Annotated in this window: 15 protein-coding genes; 6 read left to right on the top strand and 9 right to left on the bottom strand. The window is 68.3% G+C overall.

Annotated elements, in window-relative coordinates:
- The first annotated feature begins 77 nt into the window (after positions 1-77).
- Together ACYVO6_RS30345 and ACYVO6_RS30340 are read left to right on the top strand one after the other, a co-directional pair.
- Positions 78-485 carry an ATP-binding protein gene (locus ACYVO6_RS30345; RefSeq protein WP_461066727.1) on the top strand — a complete coding sequence of 136 codons (408 nt, stop codon included), beginning with the start codon at positions 78-80 and terminating at the stop codon, positions 483-485.
- A 61-nt stretch (positions 486-546) separates the two neighbouring features.
- Positions 547-1,434, top strand: a complete 888-nt coding sequence (locus tag ACYVO6_RS30340) for a GNAT family N-acetyltransferase (RefSeq protein WP_461066725.1) — start codon at positions 547-549, stop codon at positions 1,432-1,434.
- A 123-nt stretch (positions 1,435-1,557) separates the two neighbouring features.
- Here ACYVO6_RS30340 and ACYVO6_RS30335 read toward each other — a convergent pair whose 3' ends face one another.
- The 7 genes from ACYVO6_RS30335 to ACYVO6_RS30305 all read right to left on the bottom strand — a co-directional run bounded on the left by ACYVO6_RS30335 (position 1,558) and on the right by ACYVO6_RS30305 (position 12,715).
- Positions 1,558-2,694 (bottom strand): ABC transporter ATP-binding protein, encoded by a 1,137-nt coding sequence (locus ACYVO6_RS30335; RefSeq protein WP_461066723.1) that lies wholly within the window; start codon positions 2,692-2,694, stop codon positions 1,558-1,560.
- Positions 2,695-2,707: 13 nt separating this feature from the next.
- Positions 2,708-3,769, bottom strand: coding sequence for an ABC transporter ATP-binding protein (locus ACYVO6_RS30330; RefSeq protein ID WP_461066721.1), 1,062 nt, complete (start codon positions 3,767-3,769; stop codon positions 2,708-2,710).
- A gap of 15 nt (positions 3,770-3,784) precedes the next feature.
- Entirely contained in the window at positions 3,785-4,762 is a 978-nt protein-coding gene (locus tag ACYVO6_RS30325; protein WP_461066719.1) for an ABC transporter permease, read from the bottom strand.
- Between the two features lie 99 nt (positions 4,763-4,861).
- Positions 4,862-6,655 carry an ABC transporter substrate-binding protein gene (locus ACYVO6_RS30320; protein ID WP_461066717.1) on the bottom strand — a complete coding sequence of 598 codons (1,794 nt, stop codon included), beginning with the start codon at positions 6,653-6,655 and terminating at the stop codon, positions 4,862-4,864.
- Between the two features lie 101 nt (positions 6,656-6,756).
- Positions 6,757-7,800, bottom strand: a complete 1,044-nt coding sequence (locus tag ACYVO6_RS30315) for an ABC transporter permease (protein ID WP_461066715.1) — start codon at positions 7,798-7,800, stop codon at positions 6,757-6,759.
- A gap of 418 nt (positions 7,801-8,218) precedes the next feature.
- Positions 8,219-10,126: a translational GTPase TypA gene (gene typA / locus ACYVO6_RS30310; protein ID WP_461066713.1), complete on the bottom strand. Its 1,908-nt coding sequence runs from the start codon at positions 10,124-10,126 to the stop codon at positions 8,219-8,221.
- Positions 10,127-10,432: 306 nt separating this feature from the next.
- Positions 10,433-12,715: an ABC transporter family substrate-binding protein gene (locus ACYVO6_RS30305; RefSeq protein ID WP_461066711.1), complete on the bottom strand. Its 2,283-nt coding sequence runs from the start codon at positions 12,713-12,715 to the stop codon at positions 10,433-10,435.
- A 368-nt stretch (positions 12,716-13,083) separates the two neighbouring features.
- Between ACYVO6_RS30305 and ACYVO6_RS30300 the strand changes: the two genes are divergently transcribed.
- The 4 genes from ACYVO6_RS30300 to ACYVO6_RS30285 are packed head-to-tail and all read left to right on the top strand — an operon-like array spanning position 13,084 to position 16,923.
- Positions 13,084-13,371, top strand: coding sequence for a hypothetical protein (locus ACYVO6_RS30300; protein ID WP_328768868.1), 288 nt, complete (start codon positions 13,084-13,086; stop codon positions 13,369-13,371).
- Positions 13,372-13,391: 20 nt separating this feature from the next.
- The gene (locus ACYVO6_RS30295; protein WP_461066709.1) at positions 13,392-14,213 is read left to right on the top strand and encodes a hypothetical protein; all 822 of its coding nucleotides are present in this window, start codon (positions 13,392-13,394) and stop codon (positions 14,211-14,213) included.
- Positions 14,213-16,156 (top strand): fumarate reductase/succinate dehydrogenase flavoprotein subunit, encoded by a 1,944-nt coding sequence (locus ACYVO6_RS30290; protein WP_461066707.1) that lies wholly within the window; start codon positions 14,213-14,215, stop codon positions 16,154-16,156. Before ACYVO6_RS30295 ends, ACYVO6_RS30290 begins: the two co-directional genes overlap by 1 nt.
- Positions 16,153-16,923: a succinate dehydrogenase/fumarate reductase iron-sulfur subunit gene (locus ACYVO6_RS30285; RefSeq protein ID WP_461066705.1), complete on the top strand. Its 771-nt coding sequence runs from the start codon at positions 16,153-16,155 to the stop codon at positions 16,921-16,923. The genes ACYVO6_RS30290 and ACYVO6_RS30285 overlap by 4 nt, the downstream gene beginning before the upstream one ends.
- A gap of 33 nt (positions 16,924-16,956) precedes the next feature.
- Here the strand turns inward: ACYVO6_RS30285 and ACYVO6_RS30280 are convergent, their stop codons facing one another.
- Positions 16,957-19,680, bottom strand: coding sequence for a SpoIIE family protein phosphatase (locus tag ACYVO6_RS30280; protein ID WP_461066703.1), 2,724 nt, complete (start codon positions 19,678-19,680; stop codon positions 16,957-16,959).
- A gap of 245 nt (positions 19,681-19,925) precedes the next feature.
- Positions 19,926-20,333 (bottom strand): ATP-binding protein, encoded by a 408-nt coding sequence (locus ACYVO6_RS30275; protein ID WP_461066701.1) that lies wholly within the window; start codon positions 20,331-20,333, stop codon positions 19,926-19,928.
- Positions 20,334-20,349: the final 16 nt, after the last annotated feature.

The following is a 20,349-nucleotide window of genomic DNA, read 5'->3' as shown; positions in this document are numbered from 1 at the left end:
AGGTTGTAAATACACGACACAGATCGCTACTTTACGTATGTCGCCAGTCACAGACAACTACACCTGGAGGCTGCCATATGCGCACGCCCGAATCCCCCAACTCCCGCTGGACCTACGGCATCTCCATCCCCCACGACCCTCGCGCCGTCAGCGTCGTCCGGGCGACCATCCGCAGCATCCTCAACGTCGCGCGACTCAACTGCCTCGTGGACTCAGTGGAGTTGATGGTCTCCGAGATCGTCACCAACGCCTACCGGCACTCCACCACGGAGACCTACGTCAGCATGGAGCGCACCCCGGACGACTTCCGGGTTACGGTCTGGGACCACGGCCAGGGCACCCCGACGCCCCGTAATCCCGCCGACAGCGACGAGCGCGGCCGTGGCCTCGGCATCGTGGAGACCTGCGCCGACGAGTGGGGCGTACGGACATACCCGTACGGCAAGGCGGTGTGGTTCAGCATGGCACCGCAGGAGGAGGCGTGAGGTCGGTCCTTCCCTCTTGAGCAAGTGCTCCCCGAGTCGAGGACATCCGGGATCATGAAGCATGCTCCCGGATGACTGGCACCTCACTCAAGACGTCGACGATTTCCTCGCCCGAGCCGGGGACTTCCTGTGCTCGCGCCCCGCCCTGCACAACACGCCGCTGACGGACATCGAGAAACTGCGGATACGCGGCGCGGCCGAACACGACGCCGAAGCCGCCGTTTTCGGCCGACTGGAGTCAGGAGGCGAGGTTCGCGCGATCTTCTATCTCACTCCGCGCGGCCGCCTGGGCCTCACCCCCCTCTCTGTCGAGCAGACGGACACCCTCGCTGCTCACCTGGCCGGCCTCGGCCACTCCCCCTCCACCGTCATCGCGGACCACGACACCGCCGGCGCTTTCGCCGAGTCATGGCAGCGGCACACGAGCGCAGCACCGGTACCTTTCTGGCGGACGCATCTCTACCGTCTCGGCACGCTCACCCCACCGCAGCCACGCCCAGCGGGCCAGGGACGCATCACGGGCGGTAAGGACCGTGAGCAAGTCGTGCGCTGGTGCCGTGAGTTCTGTGTCGATGTCGGAGAGCAGTCCTCCATCGACTTGATCGACGCCGGCTCCTGGGACGACTCGCGTTTCGGCGACAGGCACTTCACGTTCTGGGAAACCCCGGACGGCACCCCCGCCTCGATGGCGGCCGCGACCTCGATCGTCGGCGGCATGGTCCGGGTGGACCCCGTCTACACCCCCGCCCATCTCCGCGGCCGCGGCTACGCGGGGGCCGTGACGGTCGAGGTGAGCAGGGCCGCGCTGGCCGCGGGGGCGACGGACGTTGTCCTGTTCACGGACCCGGACAACCCCACCAGCAATGCCCTCTACCAGCGCATTGGGTACGTCCATGTCGCCGACTTCGCCGGGTACAAGTTCTCCTACGGTGCACCACAAGCCGGGTAGGGGCGTGATCGACGCAAACACACCTGCCACCAGTACCGGCTGCGACTGCCGCGAAGCGGCTAGGGCAAGGCGTGCGGATGTGACAGTTTCCCCGGAACTGTCACACCTTCGCGGATGCCTGGGTCAGCCCTTCGTGACCTTCGCGTCCACCACAGCCGCGTCCTGCTCCAGCGCCTTCAGCGCCGGGTCCATCACGACATCCTCGTCACGCGCCTCCGTGGTCGGCTCCTCCGGGAAGTGGCAGGCCGTCAGATGGCCGCCACGGTTCCCGGAGAGCTGGATCAGCGGGGGCTCTTCGCTGGCGCACTTGTCCTGCGCCTTCCAGCAGCGCGTGCGGAAGCGGCAGCCGGACGGCGGGTGGATCGGTGAGGGCACGTCGCCGGCGAGGCGGATGCGCTCGCGGTCCTCGGAGTCCTCGGTGGCGACCTCGGGGACCGCCGAGAGCAGGGCGTGGGTGTAGGGGTGCCGGGGCCGGTTGTAGATCGAGTCCCGGTCGCCGACCTCGACGACCTTGCCGAGGTACATCACGGCGACGCGCTGCGTGAAGTGACGCACGATGGCGAGGTCGTGGGCAATGAAGAGGAAGGCGATGCCCAGCTCTTTCTGGACCTTCTGCAGCAGGTTCACGACCTGCGCCTGGATCGACACATCCAGCGCGGAGACCGGCTCGTCCGCCACGATCAGCTTCGGGTTCAGGGCGAGGGCGCGGGCCACGCCGATGCGCTGGCGCTGACCGCCGGAGAACTCGTGCGGGAAGCGGTTGTAGTGCTCGGGGTTGAGGCCGACGAGCTCCAGGAGTTCGCGTACGCGCTTCTCCTGGCCGCCTTCCGGATCGATGCCGTTGACCTCCATCGGCGACTTGATGATGGTGCCGACGGTTTGCCGCGGGTTCAGCGAGGAGTACGGGTCCTGGAAGATCATCTGGATCTCGGACCGTACGGGGGCCAGCTGCCTGCGCGAGGCGTGCGTGATGTCCCGGCCCGCGTACGTGATCTTGCCGGCGGTCGGCTCCAGGAGGCGGGTGATGAGCCGGCCGGTGGTCGACTTGCCGCAGCCGGACTCGCCGACGAGGCCGACGCTCTCGCCGACACCGACGGTCAGGTCGACCCCGTCGACGGCCTGCACAGCGCCGACTTTTCGTTTGATCGGGAAGCCGCCGTAGATCGGGAAGTGCTTGGTCAGGCCCTCGACCTCGAGCAGCGTTTCGGCCGACGTCCCGGTGGAGCCCTGTGGTGCGGGGAGGGTGAGGTTGTCGCTCATGTCTCGGTTCTCCCTAGCGCAGCCGGGGCTGGATCTGGTCGATGAAGATGGTCTGTTTCTGCTCGCCCGTGAGGTGGCAGGCGGCGGCGCGGCCGTCGGCCAGCGGGGGGCGCTCGTCCGTGCAGCGATTGCCCGCGACCTTGTCCGTGAAGGTACAGCGCGGATGGAAGGGGCAGCCCGACGGGGGGTTGAGCAGCGAGGGCGGGGTGCCGGGGATCGGCGTCAGCATCTCGTGGATGTTGCCGTCCAGGCGCGGCATGGAGCTGAGCAGCCCCCAGGTGTACGGGTGCTTCGGCTCGCGGAGGACCTCCCGGACGGCGCCCCGCTCCACGGCCCGGCCCGCGTACATCACCAGCAGGTCGTCGGCCATGTTGGAGATGACGCCCAGGTCATGGGTGATGAAGATGATCGCTGTGCCGAACTCCTGCTGCAGATCCTTGAGCAGGTCGAGGATCTGCGCCTGTACGGTCACGTCGAGCGCGGTGGTCGGCTCGTCGGCGATCAGCAGGTCGGGGTCGCACATCAGCGCCATGGCGATCATCGCGCGCTGGCGCATACCGCCGGAGAAATGGTGCGGATAGTCGGCGAAGCGCTCCTTGGGCTGCGGGATGCCGACCTTCGTCAGCATCTCGATGGCCCGCTCCTTGGCCTCCTTCTTGGAGGCGCCGGTGTGCTTCATGAACGGCTCGGAGAGCTGCCGGCCCACGGTGTAGTACGGCGACAGGGCCGTCAGCGGGTCCTGGAAGATCATCGCCATCTTGTTGCCGCGGAGCTTCTCCAGCTCGGAATCGGTGGCGGTGACGAGCTCCTTGCCGTCGAGGACGATCTCGCCGTCGACGGTCGTGGACCGGGGGTTGTGCAGGCCGAGGATCGTCAGGTTGGTGACGGACTTGCCGGAGCCGGACTCGCCCACGATGCCCAGGGTCTTGCCGCGCTCGACGTCGAAGGAGAGCCCGTCGACCGCCTTGACGATGCCGTCCTCGGTGGAGAACTGCACCTTCAGATCGCGGACCGAGAGAAAGCTCTCCGGCCCGGTCGGGGCCGGGGCGTCCTCGGTCTTGGTCAGTGTGGTCACGGTGGTTGGTTCTTCCTAGGAGAGCCGGACGCGCGGGTCGATCCAGGCGTACACGATGTCGACGAGAATGTTCAGCATCAGGATGACGCAGGCTCCGACCAGCATGACGCCCATCGTCAGCGGGAGGTCCTTGTTGACTGCGCCGTCCACCGCGAGGCGACCGATTCCCTGCAGGGAGAAGGTCAGTTCGGTGACCACACCACCACCGAGCAGCGAGCTGAGGTCGATTCCGAGGACGGTGACGATCGGGATGAGCGAGCCGCGCCAGGCGTAGCGGAAGAAGACGTAACGCTTCGGCATGCCCTTGGCCCGGGCGGTGCGCACGTGCTCCTCGGCGAGCTGCTCGATGAGGGAGGCGCGCGCCATACGGGTGTACTGGGCGGTGAAGATGGTGGCCATCACGGCCATGGGAATCCACAGCCCGGCGAGCCAGCCGAACGGATCGTCCGTGAACGGCACGTACTTGGGGTCCTCCACCCAGCCGGTGCTGTAGACGAAGATCAGCAGCACGATGGGGCCGAGGAAGTAGATCTGGAACGAGCTGAGCACCATGGACGTACCCGTGGCGAACTTGTCGATCACAGATCCGCGCCGGTAGGCGGCGAGCATTCCCGCGCCGATGCCGACGGTCAGGAAGACGACCATGGCGCCGACCGTCAGCGAAATGGTCAGCGGGAAGCGGTCCATGATCGTGTCCCAGACCATGTCGCCCGAGTAGAACGACTGGCCCAGGCACGGAGCCGGGCAGTGGCCGTCCGGGAAGTCACGGCCCACCACGATGGCGGACATGAAGTCCCAGAACTGCTGGCTGACGGGCAGGTTGAGGCCGAGCGCCTCGCGGATGTCCTCCAGTCTCGCTGGGGAGCAGTCCCTGCCACAGGCCAGAGACGCGTAGTCGGATGGCGCGGCGACGAAGAGGAAGAAGGTGACGGCACCGATGAGGAACAGGGTGACGAAGGCACCGACCAAGCGCCGGATGATGAACTGAAGCATGGCGGGGAGGCTGCTCTCTGCGGAGACGGAAGGGCGGTTTCACGGAACCGCGAGGGTGCGCTCCGCCTGGTGCGCACCCCCGCGATCAGCCGTAGAGAGTTACGACTTCAGGAACAGTCGGGTGACGTCGATGTAGCTCGACTCGGTGCTGTAGCGGGCACCGCCGATGTTCGAACCGTAGAGCTGGATCTGCTTGGTGTACCACAGCGGAGCGGCGGGGTTGATCTCCTTCAGGATGCGGTGGTGCGCCTCCTGCCAGGTCTTCTCGGCCTCGGTCGGCTCCTGGGTGATGGCCTTCTTGATGAGCTCCTGGACCTTCGCGTCCTTGATGTGCGAGTAGTTCGGCGAACCGTCAGCGATCTGGTCACCGTCGTACACCGGCGTGACGACCGTGCCCGGCGACGGCCAGTCCTGGCCCCAGCCGCTGATGTAGATGTCGTACGGGTTCTCGACCTTGCCGATCTGCTCGTAGTAGCTCGCCGCGTCGATCTCCTTGGCGACGACGTCGATACCGACCTTGGTCAGCGCGTCCTCGACGGCGACCTTGCGCTTCTGCCCGGCCTCGGAGTTGGCGTAGGCGAAGACGAGCTTCTTCTCGGCGGCCGGGACGTCCTTGAGGAGCTCCTCGGCCTTCTCGATGTTGCCGCTCGGGTTCTTCAGACGCTCGTACGGGTCGTAGTTCGGCTCGTAGCCCGGCAGGGTCGGGGCGAACAGGTTCGGAGCGACGTCACCGCCGTACGCACCACCCTCACCGGCGATCAGCGACTTGGAGTTCACCGCGTAGGTGATGGCGTCGCGGACCTTCTTGTTCTTGACCCGGTCCAGGTTGAAGTTCAGCACCTGGACGTAGGGCTGGTAGCCCTTGATCGTGCGCTGGTTGACGGACGAGGTGCTGATGACGTCCTGGATCGAGGTGGACTCGACGCTGCCGGAGAGCTGGATGGCGTTCTTCGCGTCGCCCTGGTCGGCGATCAGACGCTTGGTCTGCGTCGACTCGGTGACGCCGAAGTCCATGTTGAAGCCGTCCACGTACTGGTGGCGCACGGAGTCGGTCTTCGGGTCCCACTGGTCGTTCTTCACCAGCTTGAGGGACTTGCCGACCTTGTACTCGGCGATCTTGTACGGGCCGAGGGAGACCGGCGCCTTGTCGTACTTCTCCTTCGTGTCGGTCTCCTCCGGAACGATGGAGTAGCCCGGCATGGCGAGCGTCTGCGGCAGGTCCGGACGCGGCACGTCGAAGTGGAAGACGACCGTCTTGTCGTCCGGGGTCTCCAGGACGTCGTCCGGCAGGTGCTTGTTGCCGTAGCCGCCATCCGGCAGGGCCTTGCGGTAGTCCGGACCGCTCAGCCAGGTCTGCAGGTAGGTCGGACCGTCGAAGATGAACTCGGCGTAGGTCCGCTCGATGGTGTGGCGGACGTCGGCCGAGGTGATCTCGTTGCCGTTCTGGTCCTTGACGCCGTCCTTGAGCTTGAACGTCCAGGTCTTGCCGTCGTCGGAGGACTGACCGGAGTCGGTGGCGAGGTCACCGACCACGGCGACACCGCCCTTTCCGTCCTCCTCGAAGTTGGTCAGACCGCGGAACATCAGGTTGGCGACCTGGCCGGCGTCGGACACGTAGATCTGCCCCGGGTCCAGGTGGGACAGGCCCGCCTCCTGGTAGACCTGGATGGTGCCGCCGGGCTTGGCGCCGGGCACCTCCTCGGCGGGGCCAGTCGACGCTGCCGCGTCACCGTAGGTGACCGGCTTCGACTGGGCGGCGGCCGCCTTCTGGTCGTCCGCGGTGTTTTCCTTGGAGTCCGTGCCCTTGTTCTCCGAGCAGCCGGTGAGCGCGAGTGATCCGGCCGCGATCGCGACCACTATGGCGCGCGCTCTGCGCGAGGTGAGCGACTTCATGCGGTGTAAGCACCTACCTGTCGGTTGTTATCCATGAGTACTGCCTGACGCGGCTGGTAGGCCGACGAGGGGGCGGCAGCTCACCCCCCACAAATGGACGATCAGCGCCCGGACTTGGGGTCGAAGGCATCCCGTACGGAGTCTCCGAGGAGGTTGAAGCACAGGATGAAGATCACCAACGCCACGCCCGGGAAGAACATGAACGCCGGGTCCTGCTCGGCGTACTTGGCGCCGGCGGCGAACAGTCGTCCCCAGTCCGGAGTCGGCTCGACGAAACCGACACCGGCGAAGGAGAGGAAGGCGATGGTGAGGATGGTGCTGGGCAGCTGATACGTGAACTGGATCAGGATCGGCGAGACGATGTTCGGCAGGATCTCCTTGCGGACGATCCGCCCCGGCGACGCACCGGAGACCTTGGCGGCCTCGACGAACTCCCGCTCACGCAGGGACAGCACGGTGGAGCGGACGATGCGCGCCATACCCATCCAGCCCAGCAGCCACAGCACGATCAGAATCGCCACCGCGCGGAAGTACGTGGGGGTCTCCTCCCGCGGGTCCACGAAGAACGAGGTCACGACGGGCATGAAGGCGATGAAGAACAACTGCTGCGGGAACGAGAGGAAGAAGTCGGTGACCCGGCCGAGCCAGTAGTCGGTCCGACCGCCGAAGTAGCCGCCGACCATGCCGATGATGACGCCGGTGATCATCAGCAGCGTGGTCACGCCCAGCGCCATGAACAGCGAGGTGCGCATGCCGTACACCAGCATGGCGAACAGGTCGCGGCCGAGCTGCGGTTCGACGCCGAACCAGTGATCCCCCGAGACGCCGCCGAAATAGCCGAGCGGCAGACCGAAGTCGTCCAGCACGGGGTCGTCCGCGTAGGTGGGGTCCTGCCCGTACAGCGTGTACGGGTTGGTGCCACTGATCGCGGTGAGCAGCGGGGCACACAGCGCGATCACGAAGTAAAAAATCACTACCCCGGCGCAGAACATCCCGGTACGGTCACGCTTGAAGCGCTGCCACATCAGTTGGCCGGGGGAACGGCCCTCAAGCTTCTTGGGCACGGCGACATCGGTGGTCGCCGCCAGCTCAGGGTCCAAGGCGACCGACGGGCCGGAGCCCTCGGCCTTGGTTGGACTTGTCATGTGTGTTCTTCCCCCGGGGGACGGAAAGTTGAGCGCAGCACAGATACCGGCAGGTTCTGTGGTTTGGGGGAACTTTCGCCAAGGGAGTCAACGCGCGTCAAGCCCGGAAGACATAGGGATCTCCCTACCGTCCATATTTTGAGCAAAAATTGCAAAGACTGACACCTCATCGCGCTTGACAGGTGAGACTGAATTCTCGCATAACGGACATAGAGGGACCGTTTTCTGTTTACATGTCCGAAACTTGATCGCTCGCTCTCCGATAGTCGAACGTCGCTGACAGCGCACGGACAGCAAGCCCGTGAGATCCTGCCACGGTGTCACCCGCACAGGGTCTGAAGGCACACCGAAAACCCGGCTCTCCTCTCGGCGGAGAACCGGGTCAACCGGCTTTTCAGGAGCCCTCGGTGAGGAGGCGTCAGCCGTGCTTGGCGCGGCTCGCCGCCCTGGCGCGCTCCCGGCCGTCCAGCTTCACCTTGCGGATGCGGGCGGCCTCCGGGGTCACCTCGACGCACTCGTCGTCGCGGCAGAACTCCAGGGACTGCTCCAGGGAGAGCTTGCGCGGCGGGACGATCGCCTCGAACGAATCGGCCGAGGCCGACCGCATGTTGGTGAGCTTCTTCTCCTTGGTGATGTTCACGTCCATGTCGTCGGCGCGTGAGTTCTCGCCGACGATCATGCCCTCGTACACCTCGGTGCCCGGCTCCACGAAGAGCACGCCGCGCTCCTGAAGGTTCGTCATCGCGAAGGCGGTGACGGCGCCGGCGCGGTCGGCGACCAGTGAACCGTTGTTACGGGTCTGGAGGGCGCCGAACCACGGCTCGTGGCCCTCGTGGATGGAGTGCGCGATGCCCGTGCCGCGCGTGCTCGTCAGGAACTCCGTACGGAACCCGATGAGACCGCGGGACGGCACGACGAACTCCAGTCGCACCCAACCGGAGCCGTGGTTGGACATGTTGTCCATGCGGCCCTTGCGGACGCCCATGAGCTGCGTGACCGCGCCCATGTGCTCCTCGGGGACGTCGATCGTCATGCGCTCGACCGGCTCGTGCAGCTTGCCGTCGATCTCCTTGGTGACGACCTGCGGCTTGCCGACCGTCAGCTCGTAGCCCTCCCGGCGCATGGTCTCGACGAGGATCGCGAGCGCGAGCTCACCGCGGCCCTGGACCTCCCAGGCGTCCGGGCGCTCGGTGTCCAGCACGCGCAGCGAGACGTTGCCGATCAGCTCGCGGTCCAGACGGTCCTTCACCTGACGGGCGGTCACCTTGCGGTCCTTGACGGCCGCCTTGGCGTCCGCGCCCTTGCCGGTGCCGCCGCGGCCGACCAGCGGCGAGGTGTTCGTACCGATGGTCATCGAGATCGCGGGCTCGTCGACCGTGATGAGCGGCAGCGCGACGGGGTTCTCGGGGTCCGCGAGGGTCTCGCCGATCATGATGTCCGGGATACCGGCGACGGCACAGATGTCACCGGGGCCAGCCTTCTCGGCGGGCTTGCGGGTCAGCGCCTCGGTCATCATCAGCTCGCTGATGCGGACGTTGCCGACGGAGCCGTCACGCTTGATCCAGGCGACCGTCTGGCCCTTGCGCAGCTCGCCCTGCTCGACGCGGAGCAGCGCGATACGGCCGAGGAAGTTGTCGGCGTCCAGGTTGGTGACGTGCGCCTGGAGGGGGGCCTCCTCGTCGTACACCGGGGCCGGGACGTGCTCCAGGATCGTGGAGAAGAACGGCTCCAGGCTGTCGCTGTCGGCCGGGACGGTGCCGTCCTCCGGCTTGGTCAGCGAGGCGACTCCGTCACGTGCACACGCGTAGACGATGGGGAACTCGATCTGGTCCTCGTCGGCGTCGAGGTCCAGGAAGAGGTCGTACGCCTCGTTCACCACCTCGTCGATACGGGAGTCCGGGCGGTCCGTCTTGTTGATGCACAGGATGACGGGCAGCCGGGCCTGCAGGGCCTTGCGCAGCACGAAGCGGGTCTGCGGCAGCGGGCCCTCGGAGGCGTCGACGAGCAGGACCACCGCGTCGACCATCGACAGACCGCGCTCGACCTCACCGCCGAAGTCGGCGTGGCCGGGGGTGTCGATGATGTTGATGGTGATGACGTCGCCGCCGGCCTTCGGGTGGTACTTCACCGCCGTGTTCTTGGCGAGGATCGTGATGCCCTTCTCACGCTCCAGGTCGTTCGAGTCCATCATGCGGTCGTCGAGCGACTCGGCGGCGTGCGCGGCGAAGGAACCGGCCTGCTTGAGCATGGCGTCGACCAGAGTGGTCTTGCCATGGTCGACGTGGGCGACGATGGCTACGTTGCGGATGTCGTGGCGCGTGGCCATAGTGAGGCGCTTCTCCCGGAGTGAGTGAACGGCCGACGCGCAGATCTTGTTTACGCGGGCCCTGCCGGGCTGAACGTGCCACGGCCTTACCCCATGGTACGGGGCCGCTGGCCGCTGGGGCTCCGCAGGGCTCGTTGGGGTCGGTTCTCACGTGCGGGCCCGGTGGGGGCTTGTCGCGCCCACGCGGCGGAGCCGCAAATGTCACAGCCCCGCGCCCCGCCTGGGGCGCGGCCCTGCTGAGCCCGCGCCCCAGGCGGCGGAGCCGCGATGTCACAGCCCCGCGCCTCTATCGGGACCCGACTCTGCTTACGAGACCCGCTTCATGCCCTTCTTCAGGTACCCCATGTCCTCGTACACCGGCGTTTCGAAGCCGAAGGCGCCCGCGTTGACGAGGTTCGGGCGGGCCGCTACGAGCTGGGGGCGCTGGTAGAGGGGGATCGAGCCGGCGGCGGCCCAGATGCGGGCGTCGGCCTTGCGGACCAGGGAACGGGACTCGTTCTCGTCCAGTTCGGCGACGGCCTGGTCGAAGAGCTGGTCGACCTGGTCGGTGCCGACGCGTGTGTAGTTCTGCTCGACGTTGAGGGAGCCGTCCGCGGCCGGCACCGGCTTGGCGTAGATGGGGCGGGCGTCGGTGGCGGGGAAGGCGGACGCGGGCCAGGAGTACAGCGCCAGGTCGTACTGGCCGGAGGCGATGTGATCCTTGAAGTAGCTCGCGTCGGAGACCTTGGAGATCTCCGTACGGACGCCGATACGGTCCAGCATCCGCGCGATGCGCTCACCGACCGCCCGCAGCGGCTCCGTGCCAGGTCCTGACGGGAGCACGAAGCGCAGCGACAGGGCCTTGCCGTCCTTGGCCAGCGGCCTGGCCGCGGCACCTGCGGGAGCGGCGGTGCCCTTCGGCGCGTACGCACCTGGCTCCCCGCCGTCCTTGAGCTCCCCGTCCTGCGCCGGTTCCTGCTTCTCCTCGTCGGCCACGCGGCGCTCGGCCTGCGCGGCGGCCTGGTCGAGGAGCGCCGTGCGCAGCTGGGCGATGGGCGTGGGCGCCAGCACGGCGGAGGTGCTGTGGCCGCCGGGCTTGCTGTCGTCGCCGGCGCTCTCGTCGGAGGCCGGGTCGTACGCCGCACCGGGCTTGTTGTCCTCGCCGACGATGTACGTACCGTCGTCCGGCTTCCCGGAGGCCTCGCTGCCGGCCCCCTTCGCCTCCTTCTTCGCCTTCTTCTCCTCGACGGGCCCGCCCCGTACCCAGCCCGCGTCCGCCAGCAGTGCCTGCGCCTCCTCGGTGTCCTGTTCGCCGAGGGCGCCGCTGTTGTCGGCGTACGCGGCCTGTCCGGCGAGGGCGAGATGGCTGCCTACGGGTTCGGCGGGCAGGCCGAGGGGCTGGAGTACGACTCTGGCGAGTTCGTCGCGGTCGAGGGCGCGGGCCACGGCGCGGCGGACGCGCTCGTCGGCGAGGGGGCCCTCGGCGCCGTTGAGGGCGAGCTGGGTGTAGGCGGGTTCGAGGGACTTGCGGACCACGAAACGGCGCAGGGCCGACTGCTCCTTGTTGTACTTCGCGATCGCCTTGCTCCGCTGCTCGCGGGCGGTGGTCTCCTCGTCGGCCGCCTCCCCGTCGGAGCCGTTCGCGATCGCCCAGGAGCGCAGCGCCTGGGCGGGCGTGAGCGCGGCGCCGGGGCCGTGGGCGAGCGGCGCCCCGGCGGAGCCCTTTCCGCCGGCGGCGGCGGTGATGCGCCGCGCCGCGGAGGGGTCGATCTCGGCCAGATCGAGCCGGCCTGCGGCGAGCGCGGCGGCGCGCTTGTCGCGCGGTACGGCGCGCAGCACCAGCTCGGAGAGCTTGGGCTTGTGGCCCCACCAGCGCGGGTTGCGCTTCAGCTTGACGTCACCGGCCTTGCGGTTGATCTTGTCGATCACGAAGGGTCCTGCGGTGACCTTCAGCTTGCGGCGGGCGCCGTCGTTGAAGGTGTCCGGGGTGCCCATCACGCCCTTCGGGTACAGCGGCGAGAACAGCGACTGCCAGTCCGTGTACGGCTTGTGGAAGGTGACCCGCACCTCGAGGTCGCTGTCGCCGCGCTCGATCTTCTCGATGCGTTCGTAGCCGGCGTTGCGGGCCGTCCAGTACGCGGTGTCCTTGCCGGACAGGGCGCGCCACTGGGCGGCGAAGTCGGCGGCGCCGATCTTGCGGCCGTCGCTCCAGACGGCCTGCTGGTTGAGCTTGTAGAGCACGACCTGCTTGGGCTCGCGCTCGACGATCTTCGCGGACTCCAGGTAGTCGGGGTTGCGCTCGGGCCGGCCCCTCTCGTCGAGCCGGTACATCGAGGGCAGGACCGCGCCGACGACCCGGGAGGTGGTCGCGTCGGCGTCCGACTGGAAGGTGTTGAGGGTCTCCGGGACGGTGTCCACGGCCCAGCGCACGGTGCCGCCGTCGGCGATCCGGTCACGGTCCGCGGGGGCGATGTCCTGACCGGCGAGGGGCCGCCGGGTGGCCGGGTCCTCCTCGCTGCACGCGGCGAGAGAGGGCACCGCGAGCACGCCCGCCGTAAGGAACGCGACCGAGCGCATGACCGCGCGCGGTCCGACGCCGTGGTGGGACATGACTGATACCTCCGGGGCGGTTCTGATCACGTGGACTGATCGCGTGTACCGATCACGTGGAATGTCGCATTTGGGCTAGCTAGATCACGTTTGGCCGTATAATGGAGCTGATCAGATCTATCGCCCTACTGAAGGGGCAAGCCCCCGAGTCGGAGCGGCGCCACGGCGATGGGTACGCGAAAGCTCACCCATGCGGCCCAGCAAAGGGCGCGCTTGCGGCTGCGGGGGCGCGCGCCTGATGTGAATGCACGACACGATCGGTTAATCCATGCAGATCCCTTCCCAGGGGCCGATGTGACGCGCGACACTCGCAGGCGCATGAACGTTGCCGCCTTGGGCCGCTGGGTCCGCGGAAGTGAGGGCAAGTCATGTCCGTGCAAGACGACCTGACAACAGTCCAGCGCGCTCTCGACGACCTGTACCGGTCCGTGGGGCGCCTGGAACAGCAGATCGGTGGCGGTCTGGAGATGCGCCGGGTGCGCACCGACGCCGACCACCTGCGCGAGAGCGTGGCGCTGCTGCGCGAGGCCGCCCCCGGCCTCAAGACACCGCGGCGCCCCGACCTCGTATCCATCCCCGACACCCCGTACGACAGCACTCTGTGGACGGACTCGGACGACGAGGGTCTCGGCGCCCGCGACCGGCACGCACCCTGATCCGACTGGAGTCCACCCCCTTGGCCACTGGTACGGAACCCGAACTGAACAGCGGCGGCGTAAGAACCCCCACGCGCGCCGCGATAGCCGCCCCGCATCTGCGGACCGACCGCTGGTGGCTGCAGCCCGCCGCCACCGCGGGCGGTCTGCTGGCCTTCATCGTCTACTCGACGTGGCGGGCGTTCGCGAACACCGACTACTACGCGGCGCCGTACGTCTCGCCGTTCTACTCGCCCTGTCTGGCGGAGAACTGCGAGCCGATGCGGGCGGGCCCGAACTGGGAGATCTTCGGCGGCTGGTGGGGCCTGTCCCCCGCCCTGCTCATCCTGATCTTCCCGCTCGGCTTCCGGCTGACCTGCTACTACTACCGCAAGGCCTATTACCGGGGCTTCTGGGCCTCGCCACCGGCCTGTGCGGTCGCCGAGCCGCACAAGAAGTACACCGGCGAGACCCGTTTCCCGCTGGTCCTGCAGAACATCCACCGCTACTTCTTCTACGCCGCGATCCTGGTCGCCGGCATCCTCACGTACGACACCGTGCTCGCCTTCCGCGACGAGCACTACGAGTGGGGCCACATGGGTCTCGGCACCCTGGTCTTCCTGGTCAACATCGTGCTGATCTGGGCGTACACCCTCTCCTGCCACTCGTGCCGACACATCGTCGGCGGGCAGCTCAAGCACTTCTCCAAGCACCCCGTGCGCTACCGGATGTGGCAGTGGGTCGGCAAGCTCAACGCCCGGCACATGCTGCTCGCCTGGGCCTCGCTGGTGAGCGTGGCGCTCGCCGACTTCTACGTGTATCTGGTCGCGTCCGGTGCCTTTGACGATCCGAGGTTGTTCTGATGCCCGTAGTTGACCGGCAGGAGTGGGACGTCGTCGTGGTCGGCGCGGGCGGCGCCGGGCTGCGGGCCGCGATCGAGGCGCGTGAGCGCGGGGCGCGTACGGCCGTGATCTGCAAGTCGCTGTTCGGCAAGGCGCACACGGTGATGGCGGAGGGCGGCATCGCGGCGGCGATGGGCAACGTCAACGCCGGGGACAACTGGCAGGTCCACTTCCGCGACACCATGCGCGGCGGCAAGTTCCTGAACCAGTGGCGGATGGCCGAGCTGCACGCGCAGGAGGCCCCGGACCGCGTCTGGGAGCTGGAGACCTGGGGCGCCCTCTTCGACCGTACGAAGGACGGGCGGATCTCCCAGCGCAACTTCGGCGGGCACGAGTACCCGCGGCTCGCGCACGTCGGCGACCGTACGGGCCTGGAGTTGATCCGCACGCTCCAGCAGAAGATCGTGTCCTTGCAGCAGGAGGACCACAAGGAGACCGGGGACTACGAGTCGCGGCTGAAGGTCTACCAGGAGTGCACGGTCACCCGGATCCTGAAGGACGGGGATCGGGTCTCGGGTGCCTTCTGCTACGAGCGGGAATCCGGCCGTTTCTTCGTCCTCGAAGCCCCCTCGGTCGTGATCGCCACGGGGGGCATCGGCAAGTCCTTCAAGGTGACGTCGAACTCGTGGGAGTACACGGGCGACGGGCACGCGCTGGCGCTGCTGGCCGGGGCACCCCTCCTCAACATGGAGTTCGTGCAGTTCCACCCGACGGGCATGGTCTGGCCGCCGTCCGTGAAGGGCATCCTCGTGACCGAGTCGGTGCGCGGTGACGGCGGGGTGCTGCGGAACTCCGAGGGCAAGCGGTTCATGTTCGACTACATCCCGGACGTGTTCAAGGAGAAGTACGCACAGTCCGAGGAGGAGGGCGACCGCTGGTACGAGGACCCGGACAACAACCGGCGTCCGCCCGAACTGCTGCCGCGTGACGAGGTGGCGCGGGCCATCAACGCCGAGGTCAAGGCGGGCCGTGGTTCGCCGCACGGCGGGGTCTTCCTCGATGTGTCGACGCGGATGCCCGCAGAGGTGATCAAGCGGCGGCTGCCGTCGATGTACCACCAGTTCAAGGAGCTCGCCGACGTCGACATCACCGCCGAGGCGATGGAGGTCGGGCCGACCTGCCACTACGTGATGGGCGGGATCGCGGTCGAGTCGGACACGGCGGCGGCACGCGGGGTGCCGGGACTGTTCGCGTCCGGGGAGGTCGCGGGCGGTATGCACGGCTCCAACCGGCTCGGCGGCAACTCGCTCTCCGACCTGCTGGTCTTCGGCCGCCGGGCCGGGCTGCACGCGGCGCGGTACGCGACCGATGCGGGCGAGCGGCCCGCGGTGGACGACGGCCAGATCGACGCGGCGGCGGCGGAGGCGCTTCGGCCGTTCTCGGCGGAGGGTCCCGAGGGGGGTGCGGAGGAGGCCGGACGGCCGCCGGAGAACCCGTACACCCTCCATCAGGAGCTCCAGCAGACGATGAACGACCTCGTCGGCATCATCCGCCGGGAGGCGGAGATGGAGTCGGCGCTGAAGAAGCTGGCGGATCTGCGCGTACGGGCGCGGCGGGCCGGGGTCGAGGGGCACCGGCAGTTCAACCCCGGCTGGCACCTCGCGCTCGACCTGCGCAACATGCTGCTGGTCAGCGAGTGCGTGGCGCGCGCCGCCCTGGAGCGTACGGAGTCGCGCGGCGGCCACACCCGTGAGGACCATCCGACGATGGAGCGGGAATGGCGGCGGATCAACCTGCTCTGCCAGCTGACCGATCCCACGGGCGGCTTGGCGGCCACGGATCCGGTACGCGGCCAGATCAGGCTCGTCCGGGAGACCACCGAGCCCATCCGCCAGGACCTGCTCGCCCTCTTCGACAAGGAAGAGCTGGTCAAGTACCTCGCCGAAGAGGAGCTGTACGAGTGAGCAGCTATGAGGCCCGCTTCAAGGTGTGGCGCGGGGACGCCGAGGGCGGTGGCCTGGAGGACTTCAAGGTCGAAGTCAACGACGGCGAGGTGGTGCTGGACATCATCCACCGCCTCCAGGCGACCCAGACCCCGGATCTGGCCGTGCGGTGGAACTGCAAGGCGGGCAAGTGCGGTTCGTGTTCGGCGGAGATCAACGGCCGGCCGCGGCTGATGTGCATGACGCGTATGTCGGTGTTCTCGCGCGAGGAGACGATCACGGTGACTCCCTTGCGGGCGTTTCCCGTTGTACGTGATCTCGTCACCGACGTCGGCTTCAACTACACGAAGGCCCGGCAGGTGCCGTCCTTCGTGCCGCCCGCCGACCTCGGTCCCGGCGAGTACCGGATGATGCAGGAGGACGTGGACCGCTCGCAGGAGTTCCGCAAGTGCATCGAGTGCTTCCTGTGCCAGGACACCTGCCATGTCGTACGGGACCACGAGGAGAACAAGCAGGCGTTCGCGGGGCCCCGGTTCCTCATGCGGGTGGCGGAGCTGGACATGCACCCGCTGGACGCGGCGTCCGAGAGCGGCCTGGACCGCAAGACCACCGCCCAGGACGAACACGGGCTCGGCTACTGCAACATCACCAAGTGCTGCACCGAGGTCTGCCCCGAGGGCATCAAGATCACGGACAACGCCTTGATTCCCTTGAAGGAACGGGCAGTTGACCGCAAGTACGATCCGCTGGTGTGGCTGGGGTCGAAGATCAGGAGGCGTACCTCCTAGACCTCACAGAACCTCCTGGACCTCCCAGACCTCCTAGAACAGGCTCAGCAAGGCCTCCGCGGGGTCCGTGAGGCCTGTGTCGCCGTTCGGCAGGGGGAGTTCGAACCAGACGGTCTTGCCGCGCGGCGTGCGGCGCGAGCCCCACGCCGCGCTGAGCAGCCCGACGAGCTGGAGGCCTCGGCCGCCCTCGTCCGTGTCGCGGGCGCGGCGGCGGCGGGGCTGGACCAGGCCGGCGTCCCAGACCTCGCAGACCATGGTGCGGTCGAGCAGCAGCCGGAGCCTGATCTCGCCCTCGCCGTAGCGCAGGGCGTTGGTCACCAGCTCGCTGACCAGGAGCTCCGCGGTGTCGACGAGGGGTTCGAGGTCCCAGCTGATGAGCTGGCCGCGGGCCAGCTCGCGTGCGCGGCCCACGCTGCGCGGCTCGCGCGGCAGGGTCCAGTCGCCGACGGACTCGGCGGGCAGCCCCTGGACACGTGCCATCAGAAGGGCGATGTCGTCCTCGCCGTGGTGGGTGTCGAGGGTGTTGAGGACGTGGTCGCAGGCGTCCTCCAGCGATCGGGAGGTGTCGGCGCGCCGCGCCGCCGCCCCGGGGTGGTGACCGGGTGACGGGTGGGACGGGTCCGTCAGGGCGCCCACGAGGGCCTGCAGGCCCTCGTCCAGCGGGTGATCGCGCGATTCGACCAGTCCATCCGTGTAGAGCGCCAAAAGCGAACCTTCGGGAAGTTCGACCTCCACCTCCTCGAACGGCTCGCCGCCGACACCCAGCGGCATGCCCGGCGGCACGTCCAGCATCAGCGCGTTCTCACCGGGCTCCACCAGTACGGGCGGCAGATGGCCCGCGTTGGCGAAGGTGCAGCGGCGCGTGACGGAGTCGTAGACCGCGTACACGCACGTCGCCAGGTACACCTCGGAGAGGTCGGCGTCGCGCTGCGACTGGCGGCCTGCGGTGCGGGTGGCCTGCTGGATGCCGCCGGGCGTGCCGAGGCCGCGGGCGATCTCGTCCAGGGCCGAGAGGACCTCGGCGGGTTCGAGGTCGAGCAGCGCCAAGGTGCGTACGGCCGTACGGAGTTCACCCATGGCGACGGCGGCGCGCAGGCCGCGGCCCATCACATCGCCGACCACCAACGCCGTGCGGTGCCCGGGGAGTTCGATGACGTCGAACCAGTCGCCGCCCACCTCGGTCGCCGCGTTCCCGGGAAGGTAGCGGCAGGCGATGTCCAGGCCGGAGGCCTCCGGGTCGCCCGGGGGCAGCAGGGAGCGCTGGAGTATCAACGCGCGTTGGTGCTCGCGGCGGTACAGGCGGGCGTTGTCGATGCAGACGGCGGCGCGGGCGGCCAGCTCGACCGCGAGCCCCCGGTCCCGTTCGCCGAACGGCTCGCTGCCCTTCGTACGCGAGAACTGGACGAGGCCGACGACCATGTCGTGCGCGACCATCGGGACGGCGAGCGTGGACTGGATGAGGCCGCCCTCCTCGCCGGGGACGGTCTTGGGGCGGGCGGTGCGCAGGGCGTCCGCGCAGGCCGAGTTGAACGCGAAGTGGTGCACGGCGCCGACGTTCACCGGTTCGGGTCCGCCGATGAAGGGCGCGTCGGAGACGGCGCTGGCGAAGGCGACGCGGCGCAGCTCGGCGCTGCCGTCGGCGAGGCCGGGCGGGGTCTCGTCTCCGGCGAGAAGCCCCTGGTAGAGGTCGACGGAGGCGAGGTCGCAGAAGCCGGGGACGGCCACGTCGAGGAGTTCGCGGGCGGTGGTCTCCAGGTCGAGGGAGTTGCCGATGCGCGCCCCGGCCTCGTTGAGGAGGGCGAGATTGCGCCGGGCGGCTGCGGCCTCGCGGGCGGCGGCACGACGCGCGGTGACGTCCGTACCCAGCCAGGCGATTCCGATCGGCCGGCCCGCACCGCTGTGTACGCGATAGAGGTTGATGGACCAGTTGCGGCGCTCGGGGGAGCCGGGCACGGTGCCCGTGACCTGCATGTCGGTGACGGATTCGCCGGTCTCCAGGACGCGGCGCAGAATCGCGGCGACCCGCTCGACCTCGCCCCCTGTCAGATAGTCCCTGACAGTGCGCCCGCGATGGTCGTCGGCGGTGCCGCCGAAGGTCGAGGCGAACCGTTCGTTGGCACGACGAATCTTCAGCTCTGTGTCGAGCAGCAGGAAACCGAACGGGGATTGGCCGAAAATCGACTGAGAAGCGGCAAGATCCGCCTCGATCCCGCGCAGGGTGCGGACGTCGACGACGATGCACAGGGCGGCTCGCTCGCCTTCCTCCGTACGCGTCGGCATGACGTAGACCTCGGCGAGTCCCTCCGTACCGGCACCGGACTCCGCGTCGTCCGGCACACGGAAGGGGACGACGCCCGTCCACTCCCGGCCGTCGAGAATCTCGGCCATCTTCCGCTGACCCTGCTCACGCAGGTCGGGATCGACGAAGGCCTCGATGGGGTCCATGCCCACGGCCCGCTCGGACCTGATGCCGAAGAGCTGCTCCGCGCGCAGACTCCACTGGTCGACGAGGCCGTCGGGGCCGATCGAGAACGAGGCGACCTTGATGTAGTCGTAGATCGAGCCGGGTGGACTGCTCTGCCAGACCACGCCGCCGGCCTCGCCGTCGCCGTCACCGACCGGCACACCGGCCATCGCGCCGCCCCCCGGTTTCTCGGAGTCCATGGGCTCCATGGACTCCGAAGTCTCCGTGGCCTTCGCTGGTATCTCGCTCACGCGAACCGTCCCCTCCAGCTCACCGCGTCCGGCATCGGTCACCGGGGGCGGCTGCCCGCAGTATCCAGCAGTACGGCGCCGCACAACACGGTGTTCACGATCACAGCACGATCCCGATGCATTTTGGACCGGCCGCGACACACACTCCCAGTCTTCTAACCAGGGCGCACCCCGTCGAATCCCAGTCTCCTGTAAGCCGTCATGAAGCCGGTACGAAGCCGTCATGGCCGAACTCCGGTAAACCCTCGTGACCCAACGGCCCCGACCGGCCCGCAAGTCGCTCCCGCTCAGCCCGGCAGGGCCAGTTCGAACCACACCGTCTTGCCCGTCGCGCCGGGCCGGGTGCCCCAGCGCCGCGAGGAGCACGCCACCAGCTGGAGCCCGCGGCCCCCCTCGTCCTCGGGGCGCGGGGCCCGCTCGTGGGGCAGGTCCGGCAGCGGGTCGGAAACTTCCACGAGTAGCCCGCCGGGCGGCTCCGCGGGGCGTACGAGGCGTACACCGATGGGCCCCATGGCATGCTGCAGGGAGTTGGTCACCAGCTCGCTGACCAGCAGCGTGGTCACATCACCGAGGGATTCGAGGCCCCAGGCACGCAGCTGGCTCCGCACGAAAGTACGGGCGGTTCCTACGGAACCGGGATCCGCGGGGAAGGTCCACTCGGCGACTTCGCCATCGGTGTGGATCACGCAGATCACTCCCGGGCCTGAAGCG

The sequence above is a fragment of the Streptomyces pseudoechinosporeus genome (assembly GCF_054783935.1).
Note: the sequence above shows the minus strand (reverse complement) of the source record. Positions and strands in the feature narration are given on the sequence as shown.

Excerpts from the sequence above, each read along its gene's own strand:
- ACYVO6_RS30345 (WP_461066727.1), top strand. The coding sequence starts at position 78 with ATGCGCACGCCCGAATCCCCCAACTCCCGCTGGACCTACGGCATCTCC.
- ACYVO6_RS30340 (WP_461066725.1), top strand. The coding sequence starts at position 547 with ATGCTCCCGGATGACTGGCACCTCACTCAAGACGTCGACGATTTCCTC.
- ACYVO6_RS30335 (WP_461066723.1), bottom strand. The coding sequence starts at position 2,694 with ATGAGCGACAACCTCACCCTCCCCGCACCACAGGGCTCCACCGGGACG.
- ACYVO6_RS30325 (WP_461066719.1), bottom strand. The coding sequence starts at position 4,762 with ATGCTTCAGTTCATCATCCGGCGCTTGGTCGGTGCCTTCGTCACCCTG.
- ACYVO6_RS30320 (WP_461066717.1), bottom strand. The coding sequence starts at position 6,655 with ATGAAGTCGCTCACCTCGCGCAGAGCGCGCGCCATAGTGGTCGCGATC.
- ACYVO6_RS30315 (WP_461066715.1), bottom strand. The coding sequence starts at position 7,800 with ATGACAAGTCCAACCAAGGCCGAGGGCTCCGGCCCGTCGGTCGCCTTG.
- typA (WP_461066713.1), bottom strand. The coding sequence starts at position 10,126 with ATGGCCACGCGCCACGACATCCGCAACGTAGCCATCGTCGCCCACGTC.
- ACYVO6_RS30305 (WP_461066711.1), bottom strand. The coding sequence starts at position 12,715 with ATGTCCCACCACGGCGTCGGACCGCGCGCGGTCATGCGCTCGGTCGCG.
- ACYVO6_RS30300 (WP_328768868.1), top strand. The coding sequence starts at position 13,084 with ATGTCCGTGCAAGACGACCTGACAACAGTCCAGCGCGCTCTCGACGAC.
- ACYVO6_RS30290 (WP_461066707.1), top strand. The coding sequence starts at position 14,213 with ATGCCCGTAGTTGACCGGCAGGAGTGGGACGTCGTCGTGGTCGGCGCG.